The organism is Salinarimonas sp. (assembly GCF_040111675.1).
In the GTDB taxonomy this organism is placed as follows: Bacteria; Pseudomonadota; Alphaproteobacteria; order Rhizobiales; family Beijerinckiaceae; genus Salinarimonas.
Genome location: NZ_CP157794.1, coordinates 4,964,400 through 4,976,942, shown reverse-complemented (window position 1 = coordinate 4,976,942; position 12,543 = coordinate 4,964,400). Strand labels below are relative to the sequence as shown.

Below are 12,543 nucleotides of genomic sequence, written 5' to 3'. Positions count from 1 at the left end.
GCCGACGTCGAGCGTATGGGTCCCGGATCGGCTTCGCCGTCCGGGATGACAGCTTCGCGCGTGATGGGCTCGTCTACGAGATCACTCTAGCCGACCCCGCCGCCGGCGTCACCCCGGGATGCGGCCGCCGAGCTCGTCCTCGATGTGAACGCGGATGATCTCGTCGAACGAGCGCTCCGCCGTGAAGCCGAGCGCCTCCGCGCGGCGGGCGTCGAAGCTGCGCGGCCAGCCGGCGACGATGCGCGCGATGGTCTCGTCCGGCTCCCGGCGGATGCGCTTCGCCACGGCGGGACCGGCGACGCGCTCCAGGGCGGCGAGCTGCTCGCCCACCGTCACAGAGACGCCCGGCATGGTGAGGTTCCGGCGCGGGCCGATGGCCTCGCCGTCGATCGTCGCCGCATGGAGCAGGAACCCTACCGCCGAGCGCGGCGAGGCGTGCCAGTGGCGCACGTCCTCCGAGACGGGGAGCACGCCCTCCTCGCCCGCGAGCGGCTCGCGGATGATGCCCGAGAAGAAGCCCGAGGCCGCCTTGTTGGGCCGGCCCGGCCGCACGCAGATCGTCGGGAGGCGGATGCCGACGCCGTCGAGGATACCGCGGCGGGTGTAGTCGGCGAGCAGCATCTCGCCCATCGCCTTCTGCGTGCCGTAGCTGGTCAACGGGGTGAGGAAATGCTCGTCCGGGATCGGCTCGGGCAGCGGCGCGCCGAAGACGGCGATCGAGGAGGCGAAGACGACGCGGGGGCGGTAGTCCTCGCCGGCCGACCGGATGGCGTCGAAGAGCGCGCGCGTGCCGTCGAGATTGATGCGGTAGCCCTTGTCGAAATCGGCCTCGGCCTCGCCGGAGACGATGGCGGCGAGGTGGACGATCACGTCCGGACGCCCCTCGACGAGGCGCGTCGCGGTGGCGGGATCGCCGATGTCGGCGGCGAGCGTCTCGACGGCGAAGGGCGCGCCCTCCGGCGCCGCCGGCGCGACGACGTCGTGGAGCGTGGCGCGGGCGATCGCGCACCCGCCGAGGCGACCCTCGGCGACGAGGCGGCGCACGAGCTTCGCGCCGATCATGCCGGCGGCGCCGGTGACGAGAACGTGCATGGCTTTTCGATCCGTGTCGGGAGGGGTCAGAGCGTCCAGCCGCCGTCGACCACCAGCGTCGTGCCGGTGGTGAAGGCGCTCTCGTCGGCGGCGAGGTAGACGGCCGCGGCGGCGATCTCCTCCACCGTGCCGAGCCGGCCCATGGGCTGGCGCGCCACGAAGGCGGCGCGCACCGCGGCCTCGTCCTGGCCGCCGCGCGCCTGGGCGGCGATGCGGTCGTCGAGGGAGGGAGACTGGATCGTGCCCGGGCAGATGGCGTTGCAGCGCACGCCCTGCTTGATGAAGTCGATCGCCACCGCCTTGGTCAGGCCGATCACGGCGGCCTTGGTGGCGCCGTAGACGTAGCGATTCGGCGCGGCCTTGAGCGAGGAGGCGCCCGACGAGATGTTGACGATCGAGCCGCCGCCGCGCTCCAGCATGCCGGGCAGGAAGGCCTTGATCGTGCGGTGCATCGACTTGACGTTCAGGTCGAAGGAGAAGTCCCACTCGCGCTCGTCGCAGTCGAGCACCGTACCATGGGCGACGAACCCGGCGCAGTTGGCCAAGACGTCGACCCCGCCGTAATCGCGGGCGATCTCGGCGGCGAGCGCGTTCACGGCCTGCGTGTCGCGCGCGTCGAGCTTCGCCCGGCGCGCCGCGTCGAGGCCCTCGAGCTGCTCGGGCTCCAGGGTCGTCGCGATCACCACCGCGCCCTCGCGGGCGCAGGCCTCGGCGATGGCCCGCCCGATGCCCTGTCCCGCCGCGGTCACCAGGGCGATCTTGCCCTCCAGACGTCCCGCCATCGCGTTCTCCTCCCGTCCTCGGTGCTTTCGTGCATACTGTAGCGCCTGAGCGCCGCAGAGGAAGCGGGCCGAGCGCGCAGCCTCGCGTGCGACGACGCCTGATCTCGCTGCGGATCCGGCCGTGAACCGCGCCGTTTCCAGAAAGGGCGCGAGCCGATGTTGGCATCGCGTGCGGGCATGGTCTAAGACTCGCGTCCGCGTGGAACATCACCAAAACGCCCAACCACGCGGGCGTGTAGCCAGTCGAACAGACGGAGACACGGTAATGCACGGAAGAATTATGTCGAAGACCGCTCTCGCGGCCGCGGCCCTGGCGCTGTCGGTCGGCGGGCTGTCGGCGGGCGCGCAGGCGCAGGATCAGCAATTCATCTCGATCGGCACCGGCGGCGTGACCGGCGTCTATTACCCGGCCGGCGGCGCCATCTGCCGCCTCGTGAACCAGACCCGCCGCGAGCACGGCATCCGCTGCTCCGTCGAGTCGACCGGCGGCTCGGTCTACAACGTCAACGCCATCCGCGGCGGCGACCTGGAATTCGGCGTCGCCCAGTCCGACGTCCAGTACCAAGCCTACAACGGCGAGGGCCGCTTCGCCGAGCAGGGGCCGCAGGAGAACCTGCGCGCCGTGTTCTCGCTGCATCCCGAGCCGTTCAACGTGCTCGCCCGCGCCGAGGCCGGCATCGAGACTTTCGACGATCTCGAGGGCAAGCGCGTCAACATCGGCAACCCGGGCTCGGGCCAGCGCGCCATCATGGACATCCTGATGGAGCGCAAGGGCTGGACCAACGACACCTTCGCGCTCGCCTCCGAGCTGGCGCCGGCCGAGCAGTCCGCCGCCCTGTGCGACAACAACATCGACGCCTTCGTCTACAGCGTCGGGCATCCGAACGGCTCGATCCAGGAAGCCACCGCCACCTGCGACGCGAAGCTGGTGGACGTGACGGGCGAGGTCGTCGACACGCTGGTCGACGAGTTCCCCTACTACTTCACGGCCGAGGTCCCCGGCGGCCTCTATCCCGGCAACGAGGAGCCGACGAGCACGTTCGGCGTCGGCGCGACGCTCGTCACCTCGGCGGACGTCTCCGAGGAGGCCGTCTACACGCTGGCGAAGTCCGTCTTCGAGAACTTCGACAACTTCACCGGCCTGCACCCGGCGCTCGCCAACCTGCAGCCCGAGATCATGATCTCGAGCGGCCTGTCGGCCCCGCTGCATCCGGGCGCCGAGCGCTATTATCGCGAGCGCGGCTGGCTGCAGTGAGCCGCACGCGCCATCACCCGCGCAGGCGGGTCTGAGCGACGATCGCCGCCCCCGGGCCCGCACGGGACCCCGGGGGCGGCGAGCCCGTTTCCTTCGCGACGTCCGGGCAGTGCGGACGTCGCAGGCGTGAGGCGTTCGATGAACGACGAGACCAGATCGGCCGCGGTCCAAGGCTCCTCCAACGGCAGCTCTTCCAAGAGCGAGCTCGACGATCTCGTCGCCCAGGTCGACACCGGCGCGCGCAACCCGCGCGGACCCGTGGGCCTCGCCGTTACCGGCCTGGCGCTGGCCTGGGCGCTGTTCCAGCTCTACATCGCCTCTCCCGTCCCGTTCCTGCTCTCGCAGCTCACGGGCCTGCCGCTCGTCCTCAACGACGCGCAGATCCGGCCGATCCACCTCGGCTTCGCGCTGTTCCTCGCCTATTGCGCCTATCCGGCTTTCGCGCGCTCGCCGCGCGACCGCATTCCGCTGATCGACCTCGCGCTCGCGGCGGCGGCGACCTATTGCGCGCTCTACATCTTCATCTTCTATCGCGAGATTTCCGCGCGTCCCGGCCTGCCGACGACGGCCGATCTCGTCGCCGCCGGCGCCGGGCTCGTGCTCCTGCTCGAGGCGACGCGCCGCGCGCTCGGCCCGCCCCTCGCGATCGTCGCGATCGTCTTCCTGCTCTACGTCTTCTTCGGCTCGGCCGCGTTCCTGCCCGACATCATCCAGTGGGGCGGCGCCTCGTTCTCCCGCGCCATGGACCAGATGTGGCTGACCTCGGGCGGCGTCTTCGGCGTGGCGCTCGGCGTCTCGGCGAGCTTCGTCTTCCTGTTCGTGCTGTTCGGCTCGCTGCTCGACAAGGCGGGGGCGGGCAACTTCTTCATCAAGCTCGCCTTCGCGCTGCTGGGCCACCTGCGCGGCGGACCGGCCAAGGCGGCGGTGCTGTCCTCGATGATGACGGGCCTGATCTCGGGCTCCTCCATCGCCAACGTGGTCACGACGGGCACCTTCACCATCCCGCTGATGAAGCGCGTCGGCTTCTCGCCGGAGAAGGCGGGCTCGGTCGAGGTGGCCTCCTCGGTGAACGGCCAGATCATGCCCCCCGTCATGGGCGCCGCCGCCTTCCTCATGGTGGAATACGTCGGCATCCCCTACACGGCGGTGATCACCCACGCCTTCCTGCCGGCGGTGATCTCCTACATCGCGCTGCTCTATCTCGTGCACCTCGAGGCCTTGAAGAACGCGATGCCGGCCCTGCCGAAGCGCGTGGTGCATCCGCTCCAGATCACGCTCCTGCGCACCGGCATCACCGTCGCCTCGATGCTGATCCTCGCCGGGCTGACCTACTTCACCATCCGCGGCGTGCAGGCGATCCTGCCGGCTGTCTCGACGCCGGTGCTGCTCGTCCTCGTCACCGCCGTCTATGTCGGCCTGATCTGGCTCGCCTCGCGGGAGCCCGATCTCGAGATCGACGATCCGAACGCCCCCGTGGTGGAGCTGCCCATCGCCACCGACGTGCTCAAGACCGGGCTGCACTACCTCTTGCCCATCGTCGTGCTCGTCTGGTTCCTGATGATCGAGCAGCGCTCGCCGGGCCTCTCGGCCTTCTACGCCGTGGTGCTGCTCGTCGTCATCCTGCTCACCCAGAAGCCGCTCAAGGCGCTGTTCCGGCGCGTGCGCGGCGCGCAGGTGGGCGCGGCCTTCAAGGAGGGCGTGCTCGACCTGACGCAGGGCCTCATCCTCGGCTCGCGCAACATGATCGGCATCGCCTGCGCCACGGCGACGGCCGGCATCATCGTCGGCGCGGTGACGCTCACCGGCATCGGCCAGGTGATGGCGGAGTTCGTCGAGTTCCTGTCGGGCGGCAACATCCTGCTGATCCTGGTCTTCACCGCGCTGATCTCGCTCGTGCTCGGCATGGGCCTGCCGACGACGGCGAACTACATCGTCGTCGCGACCCTGATGGCGCCCGTCATCGTCGAGCTCGGCCAGGCCAACGGCGTGATCATCCCGCTGATCGCGGCGCACCTGTTCGTGTTCTATTTCGGCATCATGGCCGACGTGACGCCACCCGTGGGCCTCGCCTCCTTCGCGGCGGCGGCGGTGTCGCGGGGCGATCCGCTCAAGACCGGCTTCACGGCGTTCTTCTACTCGTTGCGCACCGTGCTGCTGCCGTTCATCTTCGTATTCAACACCAATCTCCTCTTGATCGACGTCGGCTGGGTGCAGGGGATCTGGGTGTTCGTGAAGGCGACGGTCGCGATGCTCCTGTTCGCGGCGGCGACGCAGGCCTACTTCCTGGTGCGAAGCCGCATCTGGGAGACGGTGGCGCTGCTTCTCGTCGCCTTCCTGCTGCTTCGGCCCGGCTTCCTGATCGACCAGATCGCGCCGCCCTACGAGCCGCGTCCGGCGACCGAGATCGAGGAGGCCATCGCCGCGACGCCCGAGGGCGGCATCGTCCGCATCGGCATCTCAGGCCCGCGCTTCTCGGATCTCGAGGTCGAGGAGCGCACCATCGCCTTCACGCTGCCGGACGCGGACCTCGACCCGGCGACGCGGCTCGAGCAGGCGACGGGGCTCCTCTACGTCGTCGAGGGCGACCGCGTGCTGCTGGAGGAGCCGTTCGACCCCCGCAGCCCCGGCGGGCGCGCGCTGGGCCATCTCGACTTCTACGCCGACGAGCCGGTCATGGTCACCGCCGTGGAGGTGCCGGTGGAGCAGCCCGCGCGGGCCTGGTCCTACCTGCCGGCGCTGATCCTGTTCGGGCTCGTCTGGCTCGCCCAGTCGCGCCGCCTGAAGCGCGAGGAGGCGGCCGGCGCGAAGAGCCGGGGCGAGGCGACGCAGGCGGGCGAGGGGGCGCGGGCCTGACGGCCGCACGGCACAGGACAAGGAGGGCCGGTCCCATGTACAAGAACATCCTGCTCGCGGTGGATCTCGGCCATCGGGAGGCCGAGCAGCGCGCCGTCGACACGGTGGTGGAATACGCCCGCGCCTTCGGCGCGACGGTGCACCTCCTCAACGTCGTGCCCGATTACGGCATGGCGCTCGTCGGCGGCTTCTTCCCCGAGGGCTTCGAGAAGCAGGCGCTGGAGAGGGCGAACCAGGAGCTGCACGCCTTCGCGGCCGAGACGATCCCCGCCGAGATCCCGCACCGGACCATCGTCGGCCACGGCGGCATCTACCGCGAGATCCTGCACTACGCCGACGAGACGAAGGCCGACCTCGTGGTGATGTCCGCGCACCGGCCCGAGCTCGAGGATTATCTGCTGGGCCCCAACGCCGCGCGGGTGGTCCGCCACGCGAAGACGTCCGTACTGGTGGTGCGGCCCGCGCCGGCGTGACATAGATACGGTCCAGCGTGGAGAGGGCGATGTCGCCCGGGACGCCGCGCTGCGAGGTCATGCGCCCATGGCGCTCTGGAAACAGGGGCTCGTCGCCCTCCTGCTCGTCGTCGCGGCCCTCGCCGGCTGGGCGACGCTCTCGCCCGCGACCGCGCCGGCGGCGATCGTCGACGTGGCGAAGCGCGTCGGCCTGCCCGTGCCTGAGGCCGCGCCCGAGGCGGCCGGCGGCGGCTTCCGCCGCGGCGGCTTCGGCCCGACGCGGGTCGTCGTCGGCGACGTGGGCGCGGCGCGCGAGGAGACCCGGCTCTCGGTCATCGGCACCGCCGAGGCCGCGCGCTCCGTGACGCTTTTCGCCCCGGACGACGGGCTCGTGCGCGAGATCCTGTTCTCCCCCGGCGACCGGGTCGCGGCCGGCGCGCCGCTGCTGCGCCTCGACGACCGGGCCGAGCGCATCGCGCTGGAGAGCGCGCGCATCACGGCCCGCTTGGCGCGGGACCGCGCGGCGCGGCTCGAGAGCCTGGCCGAGAGCCGCTCCGCCTCCGCCGTGCAGCTGGAGGAGGCCCGCGCCGCCCTCGCCGAAGCCGAGACGCAGGTCGCCGCCGCCGAGCTCGCGCTGGAGCGCCGCACGCTGGAGGCGCCCTTCGCCGGCCGCCTCGGCCTCGCCGCCGTCGAGATCGGCCAGCGGGTGACGACGCAGACGCCGGTCGCCCCCCTGGACGATCGCGGCCGCATCCTCGTGCGCTTCTCCGTCCCCGAGCGCCTCGCCGCCCGCGTCTCGCGCGGCGATGCGGTCTCGGCCGAGACCGCCGCCTATCCGGGCGAGACCTTCACCGCGACGATCGTCGAGATCGACAGCCGCATCGACCCCGAGAGCCGCGCGCTCACGGTCCGGGCCGAGATCGCCAATTCCGACGACCGGCTGCGGCCGGGCATGAGCGTCTCCGTCACCCTCGCCTTTCCCGGGGCCGAGCGCGTCGCCGTGCCGGCGCAGGCGCTGCAATGGGATCGCGAGGGCGCCTATGTCTGGCGCGTCGCCGACGGCGCGGTGACGCAGGTGCGCGTGGCGCTCACTGGTCGCGACGACGGCGTCGCCCTCGTCGAGGCGCCACTCGCGCCGGGCGAGCAGGTGGTGCTCGAAGGCGTCCAGCGTCTGCGCGACGGGGCCGAGGTGGAGATCGCCGGCGACGCGCCGTCCACGCGCCCCGGCGAGCGGAGCTGAGGCCATGAGCGCCGCGAGCCGCGCCGCCGACATCGCCTCGCTGTGCGTGCGCCGCCCGACGCTCGCGGCGGTGATGAGCCTGATGATCGTGCTCGCCGGCCTCGCCGCGCTCTTCGGCGTGAGCGTACGCGAGCTCCCCGACGTCGACCGGCCGGTCGTCACCGTCACCACCCAGTTCCCCGGCGCCACCCCCGCCGCCATCGACGCGCAGGTGACCCGCGTGGTCGAGGGCGCCGTCGCCCGCGTGCCCGGCCTCGTCTCGGTCTCCTCGTCGAGCGCGCGGGGCCGCAGCCGCATCGTCGCGGAGTTCGGCGAGGACGTCGATCTCGACGTCGCGGCGAACGACATGCGCGACGCCGTCTCGGGCATCCTGCGCCGCCTGCCGGAGGACGCGGAGGACCCCCGCGTCGTCAAGGCCGACGCCGACGGCTCGCCGATCATGCGCCTCGCCGTCACCTCCGACCGGCACGCCATCGAGGAACTCTCCGCGCTCGCCGAGCGCCTGGTCTTCGACAGGCTCGCCGCGGTGGACGGCGTCGCCGACGTGCAGGTCTACGGCCTGCGCGAGCCGGTCTTCCGCGTCACCCTCGATGTCGCGGCGCTGAATGCGCGCGGCCTCACCATCGCGGACGTACGCCGGGCGCTGGAAGGCGTCCTTTCCGACGCGCCGGCGGGCGACCTGCGCATGCCGTCCTCCACCGTTCTGGTCGAGGCGGGCGCGGCGGCGCGCTCGGTGGACGAGATCGAGGCGACCTTCGTCGACCGCGGCGTGCGCATCCGCGACGTCGCCTCCGTCTCGCTCGGGCCGGCCGAGGACGAGATGGTGCTGCGCTCCGACGGGCAGGTGGGGCTCGGCGCCGGCATCCTGCGCCAGGCGCGCTCGAACACGATCGCCATTTCGGAGGCGGTTCGCGCCGCGGTCGACGAGCTGAACGTGTCGCTGCCTGAGGGCATCACCGTCGCCGTGCGCTCGGACGACGCGGTCTTCGTCGGCGGCGCCGTGAAGGAGGTGCTGCGCACGCTGTTCGTGGCCACGGGCCTCGTCGTGCTGATCATCCTCCTGTTCTTCCGCTCCTGGCGCGCGACGCTGATCCCGGCGATCACCGTGCCGATCGCGATCGTCGGCACGCTGGCGGCGATCTACCTGATGGGCTTTTCCGTCAACGTGCTGACGCTGCTCGCCCTCGTCCTCGCCACCGGCATCGTCGTCGACGACGCCATCGTCGTGATCGAGAACATCGAGCGCCGCCGGGCGGAGGGCATGGGCGCGCGCGCCGCCGCGGTGCTCGGCACGCGCCAGGTGTTCTTCGCCGTCGTCGCGACGACGCTGACGCTGGCGGCCGTCTTCGTCCCGATCTCGTTCCTGCCCGGCCAGGCCGGGCGGCTCTTCGCCGAGTTCGGCTTCACGCTCGCCGCCGCGGTCGTGCTCTCCTCCTTCGTCGCGCTGACGCTGGCGCCGATGCTCGCCTCGCGGCTCCTGAAGGACGAGGCGCCGATGGCGGAGGGCGCACCGCGGCGGAGCCGCCTCGATCCGCTCGGCACGGTCGGCGGCTGGTTCGCCCGGCTCTACCGCGCGCTCCTCGCCCGCGCGCTCGGCGCGCCGCTCGTCGTCCTGACGCTGTCCGCGATCTTCGCCGTCGGCGCCTGGATCGCCTGGGCGAGCCTGCCCGAGGAGCTGACACCGCCGGAGGATCGCGGCTACGTGCTCCTCGTCGTCTCCGCCCCGCAGGGCGCCTCGCTGACCTATACCGACCGCAAGGTCACCGAGATCGAGGCGATCCTCCAGCCCTACGTCGAATCCGGCGAGATGGAGAGCGTCCTCGCCGTGATCGGCACCTGGGGCCGCTCCAACCGCGCCTTCATCGCCGCCCCGCTGGTGGACTGGGCCGAGCGGGAGCGCGACCAGCAGACCATCGTCTCCGAGATCAACCGGCAGCTCGGCTCCGTCGTGGGCGTGAGCGCCCGCGCCATCACGCCGAACTCCCTCGGCATCCGCGGCGGCGGGCAGGGGCTGCAGATCGCCGTTCTGGGCGAGGACTACGACGCCATCACCGACACGGGGCTCGCCCTGGTCGACGCGCTGCGCCGGGAGATGCCGGCCCTGCGCAACCCGGCGCTCGAGCTCGACGTCACCCAGCCGCAGCTTTCGATCCGGCTCGACACCGCCCGCGCCGCCGATCTCGGCGTCGACCCCGCCGACGTCGCCCTCGCGCTCCAGACGGCGCTCGACGGTCGGCGCGTCGGCGACGTCTTCGTCGGCGACCGCGCGGTCGAGGTGCGGCTGCGCACGCCGGAGGGCGCGGTCTCCCAGCCCGACGACCTCGCGCGGATCCTGCTGCGCGGAAACGGCGGCGCGCTGGTTCCGCTCTCCGCGCTCGCCAGCCTCGACGAGGAGAGCGTCTCGCCCTCGCTCGAGCGCGAGCGCCAGCGCCGCGCGATCACCGTGGAGGCGGGCCTGCCCGACGACCTGCCCCTGCGCCGCGCGATCGAGGAGGCCCGCGCGATCGCGACCCCGCTGCTGGCGCCGGGCCAGACCATCGCCTTCCTCGGCGAGGCGGCGGCGCTCGAGGAGACCTCGCGGGGCGTCGCCATCACCTTCGCCTTCGCGCTGGCGATCGTGCTCCTCGTGCTGGCCGCCCAGTTCGAGAGCCTGGCCTCGGGCGTGGTGATCATGATCGTCGTGCCCTTCGGGCTCGGCGCCGCGGCGATGGCCATGGCGCTCACCGGCACGAGCCTCAACATCTACAGCCAGATCGGCCTCGTGATGCTGATCGGGCTGATGGCCAAGAACGGCATCCTCATCGTCGAGTTCGCCAACCAGCTGCGCGATGCGGGCGCGAGCGTCCGCGACGCGGTGGAGGAAGCCTCCGCCGTGCGCTTCCGCCCGGTGATGATGACGCTGATCTCCACCGTGCTCGGCGGGCTGCCGCTGATCCTCTCCGACGGCGCCGGCGCCGAGGCCCGCGCGGCGCTCGGCTGGGTGGTCGTCGGCGGGCTCGGGCTCTCCGTGCTGTTCACGCTGTTCCTGACCCCGGTCGCCTACCTGGCGCTCGCCCGCTTCGGCAAGCCCCGCGCGGCGGAGGGCGCCCGCCTCGACGCGGAGCTCGCGGCGGCGGAGGCGCGGGAAGAGGGACGCGCGCCGGCTGAGTAGGCGCGGCGCTCAGGGCCGCGCGCGCGTCCCGCGACCTCGGTGCGTCACGGAGGGAGGGACGCGGCGTGAACGCCGCTCGGGACACGCCGCGGATCTGGGTCCCGGACTGCCTTCGGCATCCGGGATGACAACCACCCGTGTCATCCCGGGCGCCGAACGGCGACCCGGGACCCAGAACCTCCATCGCATGTCGAGCGTGCGCGAAAGCGCGCGCGCCCCGCGACCGCAATGCCGGCATCTGGGAAGACGCGTCACCCCCGCCCCGCCTTCTCCCCCGCGGAGATCTCCCGCGTGCCCAGCGCGTCGGCGAGGCGCATCTTCGCGGAGCCGGGCCGCAAAGGCTTCTGCTGGCTCTCGTGGGGGGCCCAGCCGGAGAGCCAGACGAGCTCGAAGGTGGCGCGCACGCGACCGTCGGGATCGCCATAGCGCTCGGCATAGATCTCCGCGAGGCGCAGGATCGTGGCGCGCTTCGTCGGCGTGCGGCGGCGCTCGGCCAGCGCGTTGGTCAGCCCCATGGCGCGCAGGTCGCGGATCAGGCCGAAGACGTCGTCGTAGCGCACGGTGAGGACGTCGGAATCCACCACCGGCAGGGCGAAGCCCGCGCGCTGGAGCAATGAGCCCAGATCGCGCACGTCGGCGAAGGGCGCGACATGGGGGGAGACGCCGCCCTCGATCTCGGCCTCCGCCGCGGCGAAGCTCTGGCGCAGCTCGAACAGCGTCGAACCGCCGAGCAGGCCCGCCATCAGCAGCCCGTCGGGCGCCAGCGCGCGCCGGGCCTGGATCAGCGTGCCGGGCAGGTCGTCGACGCTCTGCAACGCGAGGAGCGAGACGATGAGGTTCGCGCGCTCGGCGGCGAGCGGCAGGGCCTCCTCGTCGGCGACGATCGCGCCCGGCTCCGGCAGCGGCGCGAGGCGGATCACGCGCTCGACGCCCGGCCGCCGCGCGAGCATCCGCGCCGCGTGCGGCGTCGGCGTGCCGAGATCGACGCAGACGGGAAATTCCCGCAGCACCGCGGCGAGGCGGTCCTCCAGGTCCTCCGCCGCGCGGGCGACGAGAAAGTCGGCATAGCCCCGCGCCCGCGCCCTGGCGAGGCGCGCGCGCACGAGCGGGCGATCGAAGACGAGTGCGCTCAATCCGGCCTCCCTGACGCGCTGCCGCCGCGCCCGATCCGGACGCGCTCGGCCTCCTTCACCTAACCGCCCGCGCGCCGCCGGGGAACCCGGGGCGCATCGCCGCGCCCCGGCCCGGCGACGGCGGTGGACGGCAAGGCCTTACGCGGTTGCCGGGCGCGGGTCTTCCGTGTAAGGGAGGCACTTCGAGAAAGCCCGCAGACGAGGGCCGTCCCAGCGGGCGCACGCGCCCGCCGCCGGGGACGTCATCAGGAGCAGAAGCGTCGCGATGTCCACCACCTTCGACAAAGTCGCCGACATCATCGCCGACACGGCCGACATCCCGCGCGAGGAGATCACGCCCGAGAGCCACGCCATCGACGATCTGGGCATCGACTCGCTCGCCTTCCTCGACATCGCCTTCGCCATCGACAAGGCCTTCGGCATCAAGCTTCCGCTCGAGCAGTGGACGCAGGAGGTGAACGAGGGCAAGGCGCCGGCCGAGGAATACTTCGTGATGAAGAACCTCGTCACGCGCATCGACGAGCTGGTGGCCGCCAAGGGGGCTGCTCCGGGCGCCGCCTGAGCGCCGCGCGGGCCGGGAACGGG

The 12,543-nt window shown here is 72.2% G+C and carries 9 protein-coding genes; 6 read left to right on the top strand and 3 right to left on the bottom strand.

Going from position 1 to position 12,543, the window contains the following annotated elements; translation table 11 throughout:
- Nucleotides 1-108 precede the first annotated feature (108 nt).
- Both denD and ABL310_RS23055 read right to left on the bottom strand, forming a co-directional pair.
- Nucleotides 109-1,092: a D-erythronate dehydrogenase gene (gene denD / locus ABL310_RS23060; RefSeq protein WP_349369333.1), complete on the bottom strand. Its 984-nt coding sequence runs from the start codon at nt 1,090-1,092 to the stop codon at nt 109-111.
- Nucleotides 1,093-1,118: 26 nt separating this feature from the next.
- Complete coding sequence (locus ABL310_RS23055; protein ID WP_349369332.1) at nt 1,119-1,874, bottom strand: SDR family oxidoreductase; 756 nt, start codon at nt 1,872-1,874, stop codon at nt 1,119-1,121.
- Nucleotides 1,875-2,154: 280 nt separating this feature from the next.
- Between ABL310_RS23055 and ABL310_RS23050 the strand changes: the two genes are divergently transcribed.
- The 5 genes from ABL310_RS23050 to ABL310_RS23030 all read left to right on the top strand — a co-directional run bounded on the left by ABL310_RS23050 (nt 2,155) and on the right by ABL310_RS23030 (nt 10,825).
- Entirely contained in the window at nt 2,155-3,129 is a 975-nt protein-coding gene (locus ABL310_RS23050) for a TAXI family TRAP transporter solute-binding subunit (protein ID WP_349369331.1), read from the top strand.
- A gap of 138 nt (nt 3,130-3,267) precedes the next feature.
- Nucleotides 3,268-5,982 (top strand): TRAP transporter permease, encoded by a 2,715-nt coding sequence (locus ABL310_RS23045; RefSeq protein WP_349369330.1) that lies wholly within the window; start codon nt 3,268-3,270, stop codon nt 5,980-5,982.
- A 35-nt stretch (nt 5,983-6,017) separates the two neighbouring features.
- Entirely contained in the window at nt 6,018-6,455 is a 438-nt protein-coding gene (locus ABL310_RS23040; RefSeq protein ID WP_349369329.1) for a universal stress protein, read from the top strand.
- Between the two features lie 67 nt (nt 6,456-6,522).
- Nucleotides 6,523-7,674, top strand: a complete 1,152-nt coding sequence (locus tag ABL310_RS23035; protein WP_349369328.1) for an efflux RND transporter periplasmic adaptor subunit — start codon at nt 6,523-6,525, stop codon at nt 7,672-7,674.
- 4 nt (nt 7,675-7,678) lie between these two features.
- Entirely contained in the window at nt 7,679-10,825 is a 3,147-nt protein-coding gene (locus tag ABL310_RS23030; RefSeq protein WP_349369327.1) for an efflux RND transporter permease subunit, read from the top strand.
- Between the two features lie 251 nt (nt 10,826-11,076).
- Here ABL310_RS23030 and ABL310_RS23025 read toward each other — a convergent pair whose 3' ends face one another.
- The gene (locus ABL310_RS23025) at nt 11,077-11,958 is read right to left on the bottom strand and encodes a methyltransferase domain-containing protein (protein ID WP_349369326.1); all 882 of its coding nucleotides are present in this window, start codon (nt 11,956-11,958) and stop codon (nt 11,077-11,079) included.
- Nucleotides 11,959-12,223: 265 nt separating this feature from the next.
- On the opposite strand from ABL310_RS23025, the gene ABL310_RS23020 reads away from it, so the two are divergent.
- Nucleotides 12,224-12,520, top strand: coding sequence for an acyl carrier protein (locus ABL310_RS23020; RefSeq protein WP_349369325.1), 297 nt, complete (start codon nt 12,224-12,226; stop codon nt 12,518-12,520).
- The last annotated feature ends 23 nt before the right edge of the window (nt 12,521-12,543 follow it).